This window comes from Paraplanobispora takensis (genome assembly GCF_016863195.1).
Lineage (GTDB): Bacteria > Actinomycetota > Actinomycetes > Streptosporangiales > Streptosporangiaceae > Planobispora > Planobispora takensis.
On record NZ_BOOK01000004.1, the window covers coordinates 199385 to 218397 of the forward strand.

At 71.8% G+C, this 19013-nt stretch carries 18 protein-coding genes; 4 read left to right on the forward strand and 14 right to left on the reverse strand.

The window, feature by feature from the left end; translation table 11 throughout:
* Positions 1-51: 51 nt before the first annotated feature.
* The 5 genes from Pta02_RS03520 to Pta02_RS03540 form a co-directional block, all read right to left on the reverse strand.
* Positions 52-1362 (reverse strand): M16 family metallopeptidase, encoded by a 1311-nt coding sequence (locus Pta02_RS03520; protein WP_203873334.1) that lies wholly within the window; start codon positions 1360-1362, stop codon positions 52-54.
* Complete coding sequence (locus tag Pta02_RS03525; RefSeq protein ID WP_203873178.1) at positions 1362-3713, reverse strand: polyribonucleotide nucleotidyltransferase; 2352 nt, start codon at positions 3711-3713, stop codon at positions 1362-1364. Before Pta02_RS03525 ends, Pta02_RS03520 begins: the two co-directional genes overlap by 1 nt.
* A gap of 323 nt (positions 3714-4036) precedes the next feature.
* A complete protein-coding gene (rpsO, locus tag Pta02_RS03530; protein WP_203873179.1) occupies positions 4037-4306 on the reverse strand; it encodes a 30S ribosomal protein S15 in 270 nt (89 codons plus the stop codon).
* Positions 4307-4501: 195 nt separating this feature from the next.
* Positions 4502-6118 (reverse strand): amidohydrolase, encoded by a 1617-nt coding sequence (locus Pta02_RS03535; RefSeq protein WP_203873180.1) that lies wholly within the window; start codon positions 6116-6118, stop codon positions 4502-4504.
* Positions 6115-7497, reverse strand: a complete 1383-nt coding sequence (locus tag Pta02_RS03540) for an APC family permease (protein ID WP_203873181.1) — start codon at positions 7495-7497, stop codon at positions 6115-6117. Before Pta02_RS03540 ends, Pta02_RS03535 begins: the two co-directional genes overlap by 4 nt.
* A gap of 125 nt (positions 7498-7622) precedes the next feature.
* Between Pta02_RS03540 and Pta02_RS03545 the strand changes: the two genes are divergently transcribed.
* Positions 7623-8243: a TetR/AcrR family transcriptional regulator gene (locus Pta02_RS03545; RefSeq protein WP_203873182.1), complete on the forward strand. Its 621-nt coding sequence runs from the start codon at positions 7623-7625 to the stop codon at positions 8241-8243.
* 64 nt (positions 8244-8307) lie between these two features.
* Positions 8308-8628: a hypothetical protein gene (locus tag Pta02_RS03550; protein WP_203873183.1), complete on the forward strand. Its 321-nt coding sequence runs from the start codon at positions 8308-8310 to the stop codon at positions 8626-8628.
* An 81-nt stretch (positions 8629-8709) separates the two neighbouring features.
* Here the strand turns inward: Pta02_RS03550 and Pta02_RS03555 are convergent, their stop codons facing one another.
* The 9 genes from Pta02_RS03555 to rimP form a co-directional block, all read right to left on the reverse strand.
* Positions 8710-9663 (reverse strand): bifunctional riboflavin kinase/FAD synthetase, encoded by a 954-nt coding sequence (locus Pta02_RS03555; RefSeq protein ID WP_203873184.1) that lies wholly within the window; start codon positions 9661-9663, stop codon positions 8710-8712.
* 153 nt (positions 9664-9816) lie between these two features.
* Positions 9817-10716, reverse strand: a complete 900-nt coding sequence (gene truB / locus Pta02_RS03560) for a tRNA pseudouridine(55) synthase TruB (protein WP_203873185.1) — start codon at positions 10714-10716, stop codon at positions 9817-9819.
* Between the two features lie 12 nt (positions 10717-10728).
* On the reverse strand, positions 10729-11727 hold the full coding sequence (locus Pta02_RS03565; RefSeq protein ID WP_203873186.1) for a DHH family phosphoesterase: 999 nt from the start codon (positions 11725-11727) through the stop codon (positions 10729-10731).
* Positions 11724-12206, reverse strand: coding sequence for a 30S ribosome-binding factor RbfA (gene rbfA, locus Pta02_RS03570; RefSeq protein WP_203873187.1), 483 nt, complete (start codon positions 12204-12206; stop codon positions 11724-11726). The genes Pta02_RS03565 and rbfA overlap by 4 nt, the downstream gene beginning before the upstream one ends.
* 67 nt (positions 12207-12273) lie before the next feature.
* Positions 12274-12573 (reverse strand): DUF503 domain-containing protein, encoded by a 300-nt coding sequence (locus tag Pta02_RS03575; RefSeq protein ID WP_203873188.1) that lies wholly within the window; start codon positions 12571-12573, stop codon positions 12274-12276.
* A gap of 75 nt (positions 12574-12648) precedes the next feature.
* On the reverse strand, positions 12649-15795 hold the full coding sequence (gene infB, locus Pta02_RS03580) for a translation initiation factor IF-2 (protein WP_203873189.1): 3147 nt from the start codon (positions 15793-15795) through the stop codon (positions 12649-12651).
* Positions 15796-15938: 143 nt separating this feature from the next.
* A complete protein-coding gene (locus Pta02_RS03585; protein WP_203873190.1) occupies positions 15939-16241 on the reverse strand; it encodes a YlxR family protein in 303 nt (100 codons plus the stop codon).
* Positions 16225-17229, reverse strand: a complete 1005-nt coding sequence (nusA, locus tag Pta02_RS03590) for a transcription termination factor NusA (RefSeq protein WP_239129458.1) — start codon at positions 17227-17229, stop codon at positions 16225-16227. The genes Pta02_RS03585 and nusA overlap by 17 nt, the downstream gene beginning before the upstream one ends.
* A gap of 11 nt (positions 17230-17240) precedes the next feature.
* On the reverse strand, positions 17241-17762 hold the full coding sequence (gene rimP / locus Pta02_RS03595; protein WP_203873191.1) for a ribosome maturation factor RimP: 522 nt from the start codon (positions 17760-17762) through the stop codon (positions 17241-17243).
* 187 nt (positions 17763-17949) lie between these two features.
* Between rimP and Pta02_RS03600 the strand changes: the two genes are divergently transcribed.
* Both Pta02_RS03600 and Pta02_RS03605 read left to right on the forward strand, forming a co-directional pair.
* Positions 17950-18453: a hypothetical protein gene (locus Pta02_RS03600; RefSeq protein WP_203873192.1), complete on the forward strand. Its 504-nt coding sequence runs from the start codon at positions 17950-17952 to the stop codon at positions 18451-18453.
* Positions 18450-18917 carry a ferritin-like domain-containing protein gene (locus Pta02_RS03605; protein WP_203873193.1) on the forward strand — a complete coding sequence of 156 codons (468 nt, stop codon included), beginning with the start codon at positions 18450-18452 and terminating at the stop codon, positions 18915-18917. Before Pta02_RS03600 ends, Pta02_RS03605 begins: the two co-directional genes overlap by 4 nt.
* Positions 18918-19013 lie beyond the last annotated feature (96 nt).

A 19013-nucleotide genomic window follows, 5' to 3' on the forward strand; every position in this document is an offset into this window, starting at 1 on the left:
GTACGGGGTGGCGGTCCGCCGGGAAGCATGGCGGACCGCCGTGTCGTGACGTCAGGCGGACAGTGCGCCGCTGAAGTCCTTGTCCTCGTAGGGACCGATGACCGCGAGGGTCATGGGGCGGGTGAAGACGTCGTGGGCGATCGCGACGACCTCCTCCGGGGTGACCTCGTCGATCCGCGCCAGGACCTCGTCGACCGAGAGCAGCTCGTCGTAGACGAGCTCGCCCTTGCCGATCCGGGACATCCGGGAGCCGGTGTCCTCCAGGCCGAGCACGAGGCCGCCGCGCATCTGGCCCTTGCCGCGGTCGATCTCCTCCACGGTGATGCCGCCGTCGAGCACCCGGTGGAGCTCCTCCCGGCAGATCTCCAGGACATCGTCGATCTTGGAGGGCAGGCAGCCGGCGTAGATGCCGAACTGGCCGGTGTCGGCGTACTGGGAGGTGTAGCTGTACGTCGAGTAGGCCAGGCCGCGCTTCTCCCGGATCTCCTGGAACAGGCGCGAGGACATGCCGCCGCCGAGCGCCGCGTTGAGCACGCCCAGGGCGAAGCGGCGCTCGTCGGTGCGGGTCAGGCCGGTCGTGCCGAGCACGAGGTTGGCCTGCTCGGTGGGCCGGTGCAGCACCCGGATGCCCGAGCGCGGCTCGACGCCCTCGCCGGACACCCTGGGCGGGATCGGCTCGGCGCCGCCGCCCAGGGCGCCGGCCCGCTCGTAGGCGGCGGCGACCAGGGAGACGACCTGCTCGTGGGTGACGTTGCCCGCCACCGACACCACGGTGTGCGTGGGCTTGTAGTGGCGCCGGTAGTACTCCGTGATCCGGTCGCGGTCGATCGCGTTGATCGACTCGACCGTGCCGAGGATCGGCCTGCCGATGGGCGTGTCGCCGTACAGCTCCGCGGAGAACTGCTCGTGCACCATGTCCGACGGGTCGTCGTCGTGCATGGCGATCTCCTCCAGGATCACGCCGCGCTCGGCCTCGACGTCCTCGGCGGTGATGCGCGAGGAGGTCACCACGTCGGCGAGCACGTCGATCGCCACCCTCAGGTCCTCGTCGAGGACCCGGGCGTAGTAGCAGGTGTACTCCTTGGCGGTGAAGGCGTTGATCTCACCGCCGATGCCCTCGATCGCCGCGGAGATCTCCAGCGCGTCCCGCGTGGGGGTCCCCTTGAACAGCAGGTGCTCAAGGAAGTGGGAGGCCCCCATGTGCTCGGGGGCCTCGTCCCTGGAGCCGATGCCGACCCACATGCCGACCGCGACGGATCGCACGGTCGGCATGGACTCGGTCACCACCCGGAGCCCACCGGGGAGGACGGTGCGCTGCACGACCCCGGCGCCGTCCTTGCCGGGGTGCAGAGTGGTGGTGATCACGAGTTGCGGTCTTCTCCCCCGCGGTTGCCGCCGCTGCGGGTCCGCACGCGGGTGCGGCGGGGCTTGTCGTCGGCCGACTTGTCGGCGGCGGGCCTGTCCGAGGCCGGGGCGGCGTCGGCCGGAGCGGCGTCCGAATCGCCCGACTCGGGCGTGCCGGCCTCGCCCTTGGCCTCGGCCTCCTTCTCGACGACCTCGACCGGGACCAGGGAGAGCTTGCCGCGCGAGTCGATCTCGGCGATCTCCACCTGGATCTTCTCGCCGACGTTCATGACGTCCTCGACGTTCTCGATGCGCTTGCCGCCGTGCAGCTTGCGGATCTGGGAGACGTGCAGCAGGCCGTCCTTGCCCGGCATGAGGGAGATGAACGCACCGAAGGCGGCGATCTTGACGACCGTGCCCAGGTAGCGCTCGCCGACCTCCGGCATGTGCGGGTTGGCGATGGCGTTGATCGCCGAACGGGCCGCCTCGGCGGACGGGCCGTCGGTGGCGCCGATGTAGATGGTTCCGTCGTCCTCGATCGTGATCTCGGCGCCGGTGTCGTCCTGGATCTGGTTGATCATCTTGCCCTTCGGGCCGATGACCTCGCCGATCTTGTCGACCGGGACCTTGATCGTGATGATGCGCGGGGCCGTGGCGTTCATCTCCGCCGGGGAGTCGATGGCCTCCTGCATCACGTCGATGATGGCCAGGCGGGCGCCCTTGGCCTGCTTCAGCGCGGCGGCCAGGACCGAGGCGGGGATGCCGTCGAGCTTGGTGTCGAGCTGGAGCGCGGTGATGACGTCCTTGGTGCCGGCGACCTTGAAGTCCATGTCGCCCATGGCGTCCTCGGCGCCGAGGATGTCGGTCAGCGTGACGTACTGGTCGCCCTCGTTGATCAGGCCCATCGCGATGCCCGCGACGATGCCCTTGAGCGGCACGCCCGCGTCGAGCAGCGCCATGGTCGAGGCGCAGACCGAACCCATCGAGGTGGAGCCGTTGGAGCCCAGCGCCTCCGACACCTGGCGGATCGCGTAGGGGAACTCCTCGCGGGCCGGCAGGACCGGGATGAGCGCCCGCTCGGCGAGGGCGCCGTGGCCGATCTCGCGGCGCTTGGGCGAGCCCACGCGGCCGGTCTCACCGGTGGAGTACGGCGGGAAGTTGTAGTTGTGCATGTAGCGCTTGGTGCGCTCGGGGTTGAGCGTGTCGATCATCTGCTCCATGCGGAGCATGTTCAGCGTGGTGATGCCCAGGATCTGGGTCTCGCCGCGCTCGAACAGGGCCGAGCCGTGCACCCGGGGGACGACGTGGACCTCGGCGTTGAGCTGGCGGATGTCCTTGACGCCGCGGCCGTCGATGCGCACGCCCTCGTTGATCACGCGCTCGCGCATGAGCTTCTTGGTCAGCGACCGGAAGGCGGCGCCGATCTCCTTCTCGCGGCCCTCGAAGTCGGGGGCGACCTTCTCGGCGGCCAGGGCCTTGACCCGGTCGAGCTCGGTCTCGCGCTCCTGCTTGCCGGCGATGGTCAGCGCGGCGGCGAGCTCGGTCTTGACCGCGCCGGTCACGGCCTCCAGGACGTCGTCCTGGTAGTCGAGGAACAGGGGGTACTCGGCGGTCTCCTTGGCGGCGACCTTGGCCACCTTGGCCTGCGCCTCGCACAGCACCTTGATGAACGGCTTGGAGGCCTCCAGGCCCTGCGCCACGGTCTCCTCGGTCGGCGCGACGGCGCCGTCGGCGATGAGCTTGAGCGTGTCACGGGTGGACTCGGCCTCGACCATCATGATCGCGACGTCGCCGTCATCCAGGACGCGGCCGGCCACGACCATGTCGAAGGTGGCGTTCTCCAGCTCCGAGTGGGTCGGGAAGGCGATCCACTGGCCCTCGATCAGCGCGACGCGCACGCCGCCGATCGGGCCGGAGAAGGGCAGCCCGGCGAGCTGGGTGGACAGGGACGCGGCGTTGATCGCGACCACGTCGTAGAGGTGGTCGGGGTTGAGCGCCATGATCGTGGCGACGACCTGGATCTCGTTGCGCAGGCCCTTGACGAACGACGGGCGCAGCGGCCGGTCGATCAGGCGGCAGGTGAGGATGGCGTCCTCGGAGGGACGGCCCTCACGCCGGAAGAACGAGCCGGGGATGCGGCCCGCGGCGTACATCCGCTCCTCGACGTCCACCGTGAGGGGGAAGAAGTCGAGGTTCTCCTTGGGAGCTTTGGACGCGGTGGTCGCGGAAAGGACCATCGTCTCGTCGTCCAGGTAGACGACGGCGGAACCCGCCGCCTGGCGCGCGAGCCGCCCGGTCTCGAACCGGATGGTACGCGTGCCGAAGGAGCCGTTGTCGATGACGGCTTCACTGCTGTGGACACCCTCCACGGGGGACCTCCTTGTGGTTGGTCACCCGCGTCCGCCCGGGCACGCGTGTCGTACCTGGGTCGTCTTTGTTGCCGCTTCCCCGTAGGTGCAGCGCCGGTCTTCGATCGAAGCGCCCGGTTCCAGTGATACGGCGTGTGCCGTGATGACCGGGGGCCACTACCGAGGACCGGCCCTCCGACGCCGTGGGGCGCGTTTGCTTGCGGACGCGGGGGCACTTTCTCGGCTATTCAGTTTGCTCGCAGGGACAGGTTCCCACGGCGCGACGCGCCGGAACATCCCCCACGAAAGTGGGGGAGCGGCGCGGACGCCACTCCCCCTTCATGCTATCGGCGCAGGCCGAGCCGCTCGATGAGCGAACGGTAACGCTGGATGTCCTTGCTCTGCAGGTACTTGAGCAGACGACGGCGACGGCCGACCAGCAGCAGCAGACCGCGCTGGCTGTGGAAGTCGTGCTTGTTGCGCTTCATGTGCTCGGTGAGCTCGCTGATGCGCTTGCTGAGGAGCGCGATCTGCACCTCGGGCGAGCCGGTGTCGGTCTCGCTCTTGGCGTACTCACTGATGATCTGCTTCTTGGCGGCGGTGTCGAGTGACACGTCTCTCCTTGAACGTCTACGGGCACACGTGATTTCGGAAAAAGCCCGAGCGACCGTGCGTGCCTACAGTCGCCGTGGCGGATCAGCCGCCGGGGGCTACGACACCACCGGTTACAGAGCTGACACGCCAGACTACCATCGGCCCCGGCTCCCCCGCACCGCCGGAGCCCGCGTGCGCCGCCCGGCACACGAGGTTCACTCCGCCCGGTGCACGACCCGGCCGCCCACGATCACCGTCTCGGTACGGACCTCGGGGATGCGCTCCACCGGGATCGCGAACAGGTCCTCCGAGAGGATCACCAGGTCGGCGAGCTTGCCCACGGTCAGGGAGCCGCGGTCGTGGTCGCAGAAGTTGGCGTAGGCCGAACCCAGGGTGTAGGCCCGGATCGCGGTCTCCAGGTCGACGGTCTCCTCCGGCACCCAGGCGGGGCCGCCCGACAGGCCGCGCCGGGTGACCGCGGTGTAGAGGCCGATCATCGGGTCCATCTCGGCGACGTTCCAGTCGCTGGAGAAGGCCAGTACGGCCCCCGCCTCGTGCAGCGAGCGCATCGGCCAGGCCTTGGCCCACCGGCCGGGCCCCACGGCCTCGGCCCAGTCGTGGCCGGGCCCGGCGATGTCGGGCGAGCAGTGCCGGGGCTGCATGCAGGCCACCACGCCCAGCTCGGCGAAGCGCGGCACGTCCGCCGGGTCGAGGCACTCGACGTGGACGATCTGGTGGCGGGCGTCGCGGGGACCGTTCACCTCGCGGGCGTGCTCCACGGCGTCCAGCACGGTGCGGATGCCCCGGTCCCCGGTGGCGTGCACGAACGCCTGGAAGCCCGCCGCGTCCAGCTTGGCCAGCAGCCCGGCGAACTCCTCGGGAGGATAGAAGGTCTCCCCCCGGTGCGCGTGCCCGCAGTACGGCTCCAGCAGCGCCGCCGTGTGCGGCTCCACCACGTCGTCGATGTAGAGCTTGAGCGGCCCGGCCCGCAGCCACTCGTCCCCGCCGCGGGCCGCCGCGGCGAAGTCCGCCAGGTCGGCGTCGCTCGTGCCCCGGGGATGGAACAGTGCGGCGATCACCCGGGACCGGAGCCGCCCCTCGGCCCGGGCCCGCGCGAACAGCGCCAGGTCGTCCGGCGAGTTCTGCGGCTCGACGATCGTGGTGATGCCGTACCGGGTGGCCATGTCGAGGCTGGCCAGCAGCCGGGGGTACTGCCGCCCGGCGCCCGCCCACGGCACGCCCAGCTCCGCCAGGGCGCGCTGGCCGTCCCGCGACAGCCCGCGCACCGCGAACTCGGTGACGAAGCCGGTCGGCTCGCCCGCCGCGTCGGTCTCGGCCACGCCGTACGGCAGGTCGGTGTGGTCGCGGTCGACGCCCAGCTCGCGCAGGCCCGCCGTGTTCAGCCACATGGTGTGCACGTCGTAGCCGAACACGAAGGCGGGCAGGCCCCCGGTGAGCGGGTCCAGGTCGGCGGCGCGCGGCATCCGGCCGCCGGGGATCGCGGAGTACTCGAAGCCCTCGCACTCGATCCACCGGGCGTCGGGGTTGGCCGCCCGCCAGGCGGCGATCCGCCGGCCGATCTCGGCGAGGGAGCCCGCCCCGGCGAGCTGGACGCACGCCTCGTCCGAGCCGAGCCGTACGTGGTTGTGGGCGTCCACGAAGCCGGGCAGGACCGGCCGCCCGCCCGCGTCGATCACCTCGGCGGCCTCCGGGCACGAGGCGTCGTCGCCGATCCAGGTGATCCGCCCGTCGCGTACGGCCAGCGCCTGCGCCCGCGGCAGCGCGGGGTCCACGGTGTGGACGCGGGCGTTGCGCACTACGAGATCGTTCACGGCACCGGGTCCTCGGGAGTCGTCACGACCCAGCGGCTCGCCGTACGGGGCCGCAGGTAGAACGCGTAGTACACGGTGCAGACCGCGACGATGACCCCGGCGACGACCAGGTCGGCCACCGCCTGCTCGGCCAGCGCGTAGACCAGGGCGGCGATCACCGCGACCGGGACGACCGGCCACAGCGGCATCCGCCAGGCGGCGGCCGTACGGCGGGCCCCGGAGCGGGCGCGCAGGGCGGCGACCGCGATGACCAGGGAGACCAGCGTCAGGATCACCGACGTCACGCCGAGCAGTCCCTCGATGTCGAACAGGGCCGCCATCAGCGCGCCTGGCAGGCCGACGGCCAGGGTGCTCACCCAGGGCGATCCCCACTTCGGGTGCAGCCGGGTCAGCGCCCGGTTGACGGGCTCGGGCCAGGCGCGGTCGCGGCCGGAGGCGAAGATGACGCGGCCGTTCTGCAGAGCCATGACCAGCACCGCGTTGAGGATCGCGATCGCGATGCCCAGGTTGATCACGGCGGCGAAGCCGGGACTGGTCCACTGCCGCACGTAGTCGGGGAAGGTGCCGTTGACCAGGTCGTCGAGCGAGCCGACGCCGAGCACCGCGGCGGCCGTGGGCACGATGATGACCACCGCGGCCAGTCCCAGCGCCCAGAAGACGGTCCGCGGGACGTCGCGGCGCGGGTCCTTGATCTCCTCGGTGAGATAGACGGCCGAGCCGAACCCGTTGAAGGAGAACATGGTGACCGTCAGCCCGGCCATCAGGATCGCCAGCGAGAAGGCCGACAGCCCGCCCTGCCCGTCGGGCACCACGGGGGAGACCAGCACCGAGGCGTCGCGCTGGGAGTTGAGCAGCCCCAGGCCGGCGACCACCGCGGCGGCGACGATCTCGATGGCGAGGAAGACGCCGGTGATGAACGCGTTGGAGCGGACGTCGAGCACCGCCAGCAGGGTCGCCAGCAGCATCACGACCGCGCCGGCGAGCGAGCGGTCCACGGCGAACAGGTCCGCCAGATAGTCGGCGGTGCCCAGCGCGATGATCGGCGGGATGACGACCAGCAGGGAGGCCGACAGGCCGAAGGTGATCCAGCCGGCGAACCGGCCGAGCACCGCGGTCACCATGGCGTACTCCCCGCCGGAGCTGGGCGCGAGCGTGCCCAGTTCGGCGTAGCAGAACGCGATCCCGGCCGAGACGACCAGGCCGGCGACCAGCGCGATCACCGCGCCGCTCCCCTGCCCCGCCAGCACCTCCGGAACGATGATGAACAGCGACGAGGTGGGGGTGATGCACGACAGAGTCAGCATGACCGCGCCGAACAACCCGAGCACCCGGGGCAAGGACGGCGTTGTCGGCTGGGTGACCGTGACCTGGTCCAGCACGGGGCGACCCCCTTGGGGACGGCCATTTTGAATGGCGTTCAATAACTTTGAATGGCGTTCAAAATGCCCTGCCGTAGAGTCGTGCGTCAAGACTTCCCAATGACCCGTTACCGGAACGAGGCGGTATGGCACGCGGTCAGGCGCGCGGCACGGGCCGGCGGCGACTGGAGCGCCCGCGCGAGCAGATGCTGGAAGCCGCGATGGAGGCGATCACCGAGTACGGCCCCGCGGAGACGACCATGGCCGAGCTCGCGCGCAGGCTGGGCACCAGCGGCGGCCACGTCCTGTACTACTTCGGCAGCAAGGACCAGGTCCTGCTGGAGACGCTCCGCTGGAGCGAGGAGAAGCACGTCCCGGGCCGGACGGCGCTGCTGGCCTCCGGCGGGAGCGCGATGGACCGCATCCCCGCCTACGCCGGCCTGTACCTCCCCGAGGGCGCGGCCGACCCCCGCTGGCTGCTCTGGGTCCACGTCTGGGGCCGCACGCTGGCGGTGCCCGAACTGCGCGACACCCAGGTCGAGCTCGACCTGGCCTGGCACCGCGACCTGGTCGCCCTCCTGGAGCAGGGCGCGCGCGCCGGCGAGTTCGCCCCCGTGAACCTGGAGGACTTCTCCGTACGGCTGCGCGCCATGCTGGACGGGTTCAGCACCCAGATCGTGATCGGCGTCCCCGGAGTGACCCGGGAGGGCTCGATCGTCCACGCGACCGCCTACGCCCGCCAGGCCCTCCTGCCCGCCCCGGCCTGACCCCCTCGGAGCCCGCCCGGCCCTATCGGCGATCTCCCTCCACGGACATGTAGCTGCAGTTACCATGACCATGGTTGCCGCTTCTGGAGGTGGGTCCTCGTCCGAGTGGGCCAAGCCCGGCGCGCTCTTCGACAGGGAGATCGAGTGGGGCGAACTGACGGAGTTCGCCGGGAACCCGGCCCCCGGCGCCGCCTTCGGCGACTGGCGGGAGGCCGTCGACGCGCTGCTCCGGCTCGGGGAAGACCGGGACCGGCCGGTCACGGTCGTGCTGGACGAGTTCTCCTATCTCATGGACGCGGCCCCTCCCCTGACCTCGATCGTCCAGAACGCGCTCAGCCCTCGCGGCCACGCCAAGACCCGGACGCGCACCCGGACGTGGTGGTGATCGAGGCCCGGCACGACGTCGAGCTGATCGGCCTGGAGCGTCTCTACGGCGGGCAGTGACCTCCTGACGGGCGGGCCCGGGTCAGGAGGTCAGGCGGCGGGCCTCGGCGACGTCGGCGTTCATCTGCTCGATCAGCGCCTCGATCGAGTCGAACTTCGTGTTGCCGCGCAGCCGGTGGCCGAAGTCGACGGCCACGTGCGCGCCGTACAGGTCGAGGTCGTCGCGGTCGAGCGCGTAGGCCTCGACGGTGCGGTCCACGCCCTCGAAGGTGGGGTTGGTGCCCACGGAGATCGCGGCGGGCCAGCGCTCGCCGCCGTAGACGGCGGGCAGGTTGCCGGTCGGGATGCCCTGCAGCCAGCCGGCGTAGACGCCGTCGGCGGGGATCGCGGTGAACTCCGGCGACTCGACGTTGGCGGTCGGGAAGCCGAGCTGACGGCCGCGCTGATAGCCGCGGACCACTACGCCCTCCACCCGGTGCGGGCGGCCCAGCGCCGCGGTGACGCCCTCGATGTCCCCGGCGGCCAGGCGCTCGCGGATCAGCGTCGAGGAGATGGCCTCCCCGTTGCTCACCAGCGGCACGCCCTCGGCCTCGAAGTCGTACTTCTCGCCGAGGTTCCGCAGCGTCTCGACGTCGCCGGCGGCCTTGTGGCCGAAGCGGAAGTTCTCCCCCACCACGACCCCCGCCGCGTGCAACCGGTCCACCAGGACGGTCTGCACGAACTCGTCGGGGGTCATCCGGGAGAACTCCAGCGTGAACGGCAGCACGCACACGGCGTCGACGCCCAGGGCGGCCAGCAGCTCGGTGCGGTGCCTGGCGGTCGTCAGCCTGGGCGGATGCGTGCCCGGCCGGACCACCTCCTCCGGATGGGGGTCGAACGTCACCGCCACCGACGGCACCCCGAGCCGGCCGGCCATCGCCACGGCCCTGGCCACCATCTGCTGGTGTCCGGTGTGCACGCCGTCGAAGACGCCGATCGTGATGACGGACCTGCCCCAGTCATCGGGCACGTCGTCCAATCCGTGCCAGCCTCGCACCGCAGCCTCTTCCCTCGTGACGGATCGACCCCTAAAGACTGCCATGCGCCACCGCCCTGTCCCCAATCGGGGAGTCCCTTGACCGGCGGCACCCCCTCCGGCCTGGCCGGGAACCGGTCACCCGCCTCCGGCCGGGGCGGAACCCGGGCGCGCTCAGCCCACGAACACGGCCAGGGACTTGGCGATCTTGCCCTGCTCCTCGACCAAGGCGATCAGCGTGCCGTCGGGGCCGAAGACCCCGATCGGGCCCTTGCCCAGTCCCGCGGCGGGCAGCCGCCCGCCGTGCGCCACCGTACCGGCCTCCTGCTCGGTCACGTCGCGGCGCGGGAAGGCCGCGGCGACCGCCTCGGCCATGGGCAGGATGACGCACTCCCCGCCGAGCTCCTCGATCGTGCGTGCCATCGACAGGTCGTAGGGGCCGACGCGGGTGCGGCGCAGGGCGGTCAGGTGGCCGCCGGTGCCCAGGGCCGCGCCGAGGTCGCGGGCCAGCGCCCGGATGTAGGTCCCGCTGGAGCAGGTCACCGAGACGTCCACGTCGACCAGGTCGCCCTCGCGGCGCACGGCGGTGACCTCGAAGCCGGAGACCGTGACCGGGCGCGCCTGGAGCTCGACCTCCTCGCCGGCCCTGGCCCGCTTGTAGGCCCGCTCGCCGTTCACCTTGATGGCGCTCACCTGCGGCGGGACCTGCATGATCCGGCCGGTCAGCGCCTCGACGCCCTTGCGGACGTCCTCGTCGGTCACCGCCGCCGCGGACGCCGTCGCGACGATCTCGCCCTCGGCGTCGTCGGTGTTGGTGGACCGGCCGAGCCGGATCGTGCCGTCGTAGCCCTTCTCGGTGAGGGCCAGGTGGCCCAGCAGACGGGTCGCCTTCTCCACGCCGACCACCAGCACGCCGGTGGCCATCGGGTCCAGCGTCCCGGCGTGGCCGACCCGGCGGGTGCCGGCGATGCCGCGCAGCTTGCCCACGACGTCGTGCGAGGTCCACTCGGCGGGCTTGTCGACGATGATCAGCCCGCTCGGCGGCGGGGTTCGCTTGGCGCGAGCCGTACTCATGGAGGAATCCTTCTACAGAAGCGCGCGCAGCCGCGCCATCGTCTCTTCGACGGTCAGGTGGGAGGTGAAACCGGCGGCCCTGGCGTGCCCGCCGCCGCCCAGCGCGGCGCACAGGCGCGCGACGTCCACCCCGCCCTTGGAGCGGGTGGAGACCTGCCAGGCCCCGTCGTCGTCCTCCTTGAGGATCACGGCGACCTCCGCCTCGTCGACGCGCCGGACCACGTCGATGATCCCCTCCACCGCGTCGTACGGCAGGCCGTGGGCGGCCCGGTCGTCGCGGGTGACGAACGTCCAGACCAGGCCCGCGCCCACCTCGGCCTCCAGCGTCACCCGCGCGAGGACGGCGCTGAGCGCCTTCAGGTAGCCGAACGGCGAGCGGTCCCACAGCCGCCGGGAGATCTCCTCGGGATCCAGGCCCGCGGCCACCATCCGGGCGGCCATGAGGTGCGCCGCGGGGGTGGTCGAGGAGTGCCTGAACGAGCCGGTGTCGGTCACCAGGCCGGTGTACAGGCAGGTGGCGACGGCCTCGTCGACCGGCAGGCCGAGCCTGCGCAGCAGTTCCTCGACCAGCGTGGTGGTGGAGGGCGCCGCCGGATCGACGAGGTTGACCGTGCCGAAGCCGGGGTTGGAGGGGTGGTGGTCCACCACGATCAGCTCGCGGGCCTTGCCGGCGTTCTCGGCGAGCACGCCGAGCCGGTCGGCGACGGCCACGTCGAAGGTGATCATCAGGTCGGGCGCGGCCGGGTAGTCGGCGGGCTCGACCAGGAGGTCCTGGCCGGGCAGGAAGCCCAGCAGCCGGGGCACCTCGAAACGGCGGTCGCCGAAGGAGGCCGTCACACGCCTGCCCGCCGCCCGCAGCGCCATGCCGGCCGCGAGCATCGAGCCGAGGGCGTCGCCGTCCGGCGAGACGTGACAGGCCAGGGCGATCTCGTCGGCGGACGAGATCAGTTCGACGGCCCGGCCCCAGTCACGCTCGGGCACCGGACCGTCGTCACGCAGGTGGGGCGTCACGTTGCCGAGTGTCCCGCGCGGTCTGACGAGTCGTCCGCGTTTTCGGCGGATTCGCCGTCCTCGTCGGGCTTCTTGTAGGGGTCGGCCTCCCCCGCGTACTGGGCGCTCTGCGCCTGCCTGGCGATCTCGGCGTCCTTGGCCCTGGCCTCGGCGAGCAGGTCGTCGAGGTGGCGGGCGCTGTCCGGGAGCGGGTCGTGGGTGAACGTCAGGCTCGGCGTGTGGCGCAGGCCGGTCTGACGACCGACCTCGGAGCGGATGAGCCCCTTGGCGCTCTCCAGGGCGGCGGCGGAGTCGGCCCGCTCGGCCTCGGAGCCGAACACGGTGTAGAACACCGTCGCGTCGCTGAGGTCGGCGGTGATGCGGGCGTCGGTTATGGTGACGAAGCCCAGCCGCGGATCCTTGATGCGGCGCTCCAGCAGCTCGGCCACGATCTGCTGGATACGGTCAGCGATCTTGCGCGCGCGTGCGGCGTCCACCATCTTCGCTTCCCCCCTTCTCGCGGGCGGCCGGTCGCGGGGCTGCTGCCCCGTCTCCGGCCGTCCGTAACTAGTCCTCGTCCTCGTTGTAGAGCCGCTGCCTGGCTGACAGCAGCTCGATCTCCGGGCGGCCGGCGACCAGACGCTCGCAGTCGTCCAGCACGCCGGTGCAGTTGGCCGCGGTGGCGGAGACGACCGCGATGCCGATCTCGGTACGGCGGTGCAGGTCCAGATGGCCGGTCTCGGCGACCGCCACCCCCGGGAACCGGCGCTGCACCTCGGCGATGATGGGACGCACCGCGGAGCGCTTCTGCTTCAGCGAACGGACGTCGCCGAGCAGGATGTCCAATGTCAGGGCACCTACGTACATGGCTGGTTCACCACGCGTGCCTTCCCCCGCCCGCGCCGGTGCGGCATGCCGCACCGGCGCGGGCGGGGACGGGCGTCACACGCGCGGCTTCTCCCGCATCTCGAAGGTCTCGATGACGTCGTCGACCTTGATGTCGTTGTAGCCGACACCGATACCGCACTCGTAGCCCTCGCGGACCTCGGTCGCGTCGTCCTTGAAGCGACGCAGCGACGACACGGTGAGGTTGTCGGAGATGACGACACCGCCACGGATGATGCGGGCCTTGCTGTTGCGGACGATGAGACCCGAGCGGACCAGCGCACCGGCGATGTTGCCGATCTTCGGCACCTTGAAGACCTCGCGGACTTCGGCGGTGCCCATCTGGACCTCTTCGAACTCGGGCTTCAGCATGCCCTTCAGGGCCGCCTCGATCTCCTCGATCGCCTGGTAGATGACCGAGTAGTAGCGGATGTCGACGCCCTCGCGCTCGGCCAGGTCGCGCGCCCGGACCTCGGGACGCACGTTGAAGCCGATGATGACGGCGTTGTCGTCGGCCATGGCCAGGTTGACGTCGTACTCGGTGATCGCGCCGACCGCGCGGTGGAGCACCCGGAGGCGCACCTCCTCGCCGACGTCGATCTTGAGCAGCGCGTCCTCCAGAGCCTCGACGGAACCGGAGACGTCACCCTTGATGATGAGCTTGAGCTCGTCGGCCTGACCCTTCTCCATCTCGTTGAAGATCTCTTCGAGGGTGCGACGCCGGCCGGACTTGGCCATGTCGGCGATGCGCTTGCGGGCCGCCCGCTGCTGGGCGATCTGGCGCGCCATCCGGTCGTCGGTGACGACGATGAAGTTGTCACCGGCGCCGGGCACCGCGGTCAGACCGAGCACCAGGACCGGACGCGACGGGTCGGCCTCCTCGATGGAGTCGCCGTTCTCGTCCAGCATCGCCCGGACGCGGCCGAAGGCCTCGCCGCAGACGATCGAGTCGCCGACGCGGAGCGTGCCGCGCTGGACCAGCACGGTCGCCACCGGGCCGCGGCCCTTGTCGAGGTGGGCCTCGATCGCGACGCCCTGGGCGTCCATCGTCGGGTTCGCCCGCAGGTCGAGCTCGGCGTCCGCGGTGAGCAGGACCGCCTCGAGCAGGTTCTCGATGCCGATGTCGTTCTTGGCGGAGATGTCGACGAACAGCGTGCTGCCGCCGTACTCCTCGGCGACGAGGCCGTACTCGGTGAGCTGGGCCCGGACCTTGTTCGGGTCGGCGCCCTCCTTGTCGATCTTGTTGACCGCGACCACGATCGGCACGTCCGCCGCCTGGGCGTGGTTCAGCGCCTCGATGGTCTGCGGCTTCACACCGTCGTCGGCCGCGACCACCAGGATGGCGATGTCGGTGACCTTGGCACCGCGGGCACGCATGGCGGTGAACGCCTCGTGACCCGGGGTGTCGATGAAGGTGATCCGCCGCTGCTCGTCCTCGTGCTCGGTGGTGATCTGGTAGGCACCGATGTGCTGGGTGATGCCACCGGCCTCACGGGCCACCACGTTGGTCTTGCGGATGGCGTCGAGCAGCCTGGTCTTACCGTGGTCGACGTGACCCATGACGGTCACCACCGGCGGACGCGCGACCAGGTCGGCCTCGTCGCCCTCGTCCTCGCCGAACTCGATGTCGAAGGACTCGAGCAGCTCGCGGTCCTCCTCCTCCGGGCTGACGACCAGGAGGTTGTAGTCGAGCTCGGCGGCCAGCAGCTGCAGCGTCTCCTCGTTGACCGACTGCGTGGCGGTCACCATCTCGCCGAGGTGCAGCATGATCTGCACCAGCGACGCGGGGTTCGCACCGATCTTGTCGGCGAAGTCCGCCAGGGAGGCGCCGCGCGACAGGCGGATCGTCTGACCGCCGCCGCGGGGAGCCTGCACGCCGCCGATCGCCGGGGCCTGCATGTTGTCGAACTCCTGGCGCCTCTGGCGCTTGGACTTGCGACCGCGGGCCGGGCGTCCGCCCGGACGGCCGAAGGCACCCGCCGTACCGCCGCCGCGGCCACGGCCGCCACCGCCGCCGGGACGACCGGCGAAGCCGCCGCCGCCACCGCCACCGGGACCACCGGTGCCGGTGCCGGGACGACCGGCGCCGCCACCGCCGCCGGGACGACCGGCGAAGCCGCCGCCACCGCCCGGACGGCCACCGCCGCCGGGACGACCGGCGCCACCGCCGCCACCCGGACGGCCACCGCCGCCGGGACGACCGGCGCCACCGCCGCCGCCCGGACCCGCGGGACGGCCCTGGGGCATCATCATCGGGCTGGGACGCGGACCACCCGGACGCGGACCGGCGACACCGCCGCCACCGCCCGGACGCGGGCCACCGGCGCCGGGACCCGGACGCGGACCGGCCGCACCGGGCGGACCGGGACGCGGACCGCCGGGACGCGGACCGGCGCCGTCACGCGGAGCGCGGTCCTCGCGCGGGCCGCGGTCCTCGCGGGGACCCGGGCGCGGGCCGCGGTCGCCGGGACCGCCGTCACGGCCACCGGGGCCGCCGGGGCCGCCCGGACGCGGCGGACGGGCCTGGCCCATGCCGCTGGCGTTGGAGGAGAACGGGTTGTTGCCCGGACGCGGGCCGCGCGGACCCGGACGCGGACCGGGCTTCGCACCGCCGGCACCGGGACGGGGCGCGGAAGGCGCTCCACCGGGACCACCCGCGGGGCGGCCCTCCGGACGCGCGGCCTCGGGACGCCCGCCCTGAGCCGGCCGAGGGGCCGGACCGGGGCGCGGACCCGGCTTGGGACCGGGGCCCGCCGGACGCGGAGCGTCGGAACGGGGAGCCTCGAAGCGCGGCGGCTGAACCGGGGACGGCTGCTGCGGCGCCGCCGGAGGCTGCTGCTGGATCTGAGGCTGCTGGGCCTGCGGCGCGGGGGCCGCCGGCCGAGGAGCCGGACCGGGGCGCGGACCCGGCTTGGGAGCCGGTCCCGGCCGCGGGACTGAGGTGGGCGCCGGAGCGCCGTTGCCGGCCTGGCTGTCTGCCGGCCGGGGGGCCGCCTGCGGCGGCCTGGGCGTCCTGTTGCCGCCCCTGTCGGACGAGCCCTTGCTCGGCCCGCCCAAAGCTTCCGTGAGCCTGCGGACTACCGGTGCTTCGATAGTCGAGGACGCCGAACGCACGAACTCGCCCATCTCCTGGAGCTTGGCCATGACGACCTTGCTCTCGACACCGAACTCCTTGGCGAGCTCGTATACCCGGACCTTCGCCACTGCACTCCCTTACTCGGCCCGGGAGGCAGTGCCGCCGGACCGTCGTTACGTGAACGTACTCATCGCCGCATGCTCATCAGGCGCTCATAGCTATCTGACCAGCCCATCAACTCGGCGTCCTACATGACAGTTGGCAACCATCTTCACCCGATCCTTTCGGTCTGCAGCCCTTCCAGGTGGCGTCTCACCGGCGACGGATCGAGCATCCCCACGGCGCGGAACGCGCGCGGAAACGCCCGACGACGCTCGGCGAGTTCGAGACAGCTCAGGGCGGGATGCAGTGAAGCACCTCTCCCCGGGAGCCGTCGTCGCAGGTCAGGGACGATGACGCCCTCGACCACCACCAGGCGGAGCAGCTCGGAGTAAACCGTGCGAACCCGGCAGCCCACGCATGTTCTCAGCGGGGCAACCTGGTCACCATATTCCAGCTTACCGTGTGGACGCATCTGTGGAACCGGCCGCGTCCCCCGCCTGGGCGTCGGAACGGATGTCGATGCGCCAGCCGGTGAGCCGGGCGGCCAGCCGGGCGTTCTGCCCCTCCTTGCCGATGGCGAGGGAGAGCTGGTAGTCCGGCACGACCACGCGCGCGGCACGGCCCGCGGGATCGATCACCTCGACGCTCGAAACACGGGCGGGCGAGAGGGCGTTGCCCACGAACTCCGCCGGGTCGTCCGACCAGTCGATGATGTCGATCTTCTCGCCGTGCAGCTCGGTCATCACGTTGCGCACCCGCGAGCCCATCGGGCCGATGCAGGCGCCCTTGGCGTTGACCCCGGGACGGCGGGAGCGCACGGCGATCTTCGTACGGTGGCCCGCCTCCCGGGCGACGGCGGCGATCTCGACCGTGCCGTCGCCGATCTCCGGGACCTCCAGCGCGAAGAGCTTCTTGACCAGGCCGGGGTGGGTGCGCGACAGCGTCACCGACGGGCCCTTGTGGCCCTTCTTGACCTGGACCACGTAGCAGCGGATGCGCTCTCCGTGGACGTACTCCTCGCCGGGGACCTGCTCGTTGTGCGGGAGCACGGCCTCGATCTTGCCCAGGTCCACCAGGACCACCCGGGGGTCCTTGCCCTGCTGGATGACGCCGGCCACGAGCTCGCCCTCACGGCTGGCGAACTCGCCGAAGTTGATCTCGTCCTCGGCGTCCCTGAGCTGCTGCAGGATGACCTGCTTGGCCGTGGTCGCGGCGATGCGGCTGAAGTTGCCCGGGGTGTCGTCGAACTCCCTGAGCACCTCCCCGCCCTCGCCGATCTCGGCGGCGTAGATGGTCACGTGCCCGGTGTGCCTGTCGAGCTCGGCGCGCGCCTTGGCGGCCGCTCCCTCGGTCCGGAAATATGCGATCAGCAGTGCGTCCTCGATCGCCTTGACGACCAGGTCGAAGGAGATGTCCTTCTCCCGCTCCAGGCTGCGCAGGACGCTCATGTCGATGTCCACGAGGCTTCCCCTTAGCCCTCGTCGCCGTCGTCGCCGTCGTCTCCGGCGTCGTCGCCGTCGTCGTCGGTCTCGTCGAACCGGCGGAACTCCACCTGCACCCGGCCTCGGGTCAGGTCCTGATGGTCGAGGCGGTGCGGCACGCCGTCGACGTCCAGATCCACGCCGGTCTCGTCGACGGCGAGGATCCGTCCCTCCAGAGAGGTGCCGTCCCGCAGGTCGGCCTTGACCAGCCGCTTCACCGCGCGCCGCCAGTGGCGCGGCTCGGTGAGGGGGCGGTCGACCCCGGGAGAGGAGACCTCCAGCACGTACGGCGCCGACCCCATGACGTCATCGGCGTCCAGCGCGGCGGAGACGGCTTGGCTGACCTCCGCGACGTCGTCCAGGCTCACGCCGCCGTCACGGTCGACGACGACGCGCAGCAGCCGCCGCTTGCCCGCCGGAGTGACCGTGACGTCCTCCAGGTCGAGCCCTTCGGCTCCGACGACGGGCTCCAGAAGCTTCATCAGGCGGTCGCGGGATGTGGCGCTGCCCATGTCGACCTCCCATTGTCACGATCTGCGCGGGCGTCCCTCGCCCACGCGGTCCACCAGCCTATCCACACCAGGGCGTAGAAAGAGCGCCACTCGGTGTGGCGAGACCGACCAAGAAGCGCGATGGCTGCCATTGTGAACCCGTACGATGCTAGATGCGTCAGCAACCACCCTAGACCGGAGGTCGTCCGTGCGTTCCCTCTCCCGGCGCACCCTGCTGGGGGGCGGCGCTCTCGGCGTGGCCGCCGCGGTGGTCGCGGGATGCTCCGCCGAGCAGCCCGAGCCGGCCGCGTCCGCGCCTCCCGACCCGGAGACCGTGCTGCTGCGGCAGCTCATCGCGGACAAGGAGCAGACGATCGCGCTCTACGCCTCGGCGTCGTCGAGCAAGCTCCTCCCCTTCCGGCAACGGCACGAGGCCCACCTCGCCGAGCTGCGCAGGCGCCTGCCCGCCGACCGCCCGGCGTCCTCCCCGGCGCCCTCCTCCGCGGCCCCGTCGCCGGGAGGTCCCGCCTCCTCGCCGACCCCGGCGCCGGAACCGGCGGTCTCCGTGCGCGAGCTGCGCGATCTCGAACGCAAGGCGGCGGCCCTGCGCTCCCGGCAGGTCGCCGACGTCTCTCCCGCGCTGGCCCAGCTGGTGGCCTCCATCGGCGCCTGCGAGGCCGCCCACGCCACGGCTCTGTCGAGGGCCCTGTGAGCTCCGAGCAGGGGCTCGGCACGGCCCTGGCCGCCGAGCACGCCGCCGTCTACGCCTACGGGGTCATCGCCGCCAGGACCACGGGCAGGCTGCGGGCCACCGCGACGAACGCGTTCAACGCCCACCGCGCCCGCCGCGACCGGCTCCGCGCGCTGATCACCACGCGCGGCGGCACCCCGGCCGAGCCGGGCGCCTCCTACACGCTGCCCGTCACCCCCTCCACCGCGGACCAGGCCGTCGAGCTGGCCGTGCTGATCGAGCAGAGAGTGACGACGGCCTATCTGGAGCTGGCCGCCTCCGACGACATGTCCCTGCGGCGGATGGCCGCGCTGGCCATGCAGGAGTGCGCCACCCGGTCGTACGGCCTGCGCCCGTCGATCGACGCCTTCCCCGGCATGCCCGAGGTCGCTCCGCCCGCGCCGGGCACGCCCGCGCCGACACCGACGACGACGTCCTCCTCCTGACCCCGGGTCCCCGGGACCCGAGGGCCCGTGCCCCCTTTGCTCCCCTTTGTCGATGTTTGGCGGATCACTGACGGGTAGAGGAAGCACCCCGAGTTC

Excerpts from the sequence above, each read along its gene's own strand:
- Pta02_RS03545 (WP_203873182.1), top strand. The coding sequence starts at position 7,623 with ATGGCACGCGGTCAGGCGCGCGGCACGGGCCGGCGGCGACTGGAGCGC.
- Pta02_RS03550 (WP_203873183.1), top strand. The coding sequence starts at position 8,308 with ATGACCATGGTTGCCGCTTCTGGAGGTGGGTCCTCGTCCGAGTGGGCC.
- truB (WP_203873185.1), bottom strand. The coding sequence starts at position 10,716 with ATGAGTACGGCTCGCGCCAAGCGAACCCCGCCGCCGAGCGGGCTGATC.
- rbfA (WP_203873187.1), bottom strand. The coding sequence starts at position 12,206 with ATGGTGGACGCCGCACGCGCGCGCAAGATCGCTGACCGTATCCAGCAG.
- Pta02_RS03575 (WP_203873188.1), bottom strand. The coding sequence starts at position 12,573 with ATGTACGTAGGTGCCCTGACATTGGACATCCTGCTCGGCGACGTCCGT.
- Pta02_RS03585 (WP_203873190.1), bottom strand. The coding sequence starts at position 16,241 with ATGCGTCCACACGGTAAGCTGGAATATGGTGACCAGGTTGCCCCGCTG.
- rimP (WP_203873191.1), bottom strand. The coding sequence starts at position 17,762 with ATGGGCAGCGCCACATCCCGCGACCGCCTGATGAAGCTTCTGGAGCCC.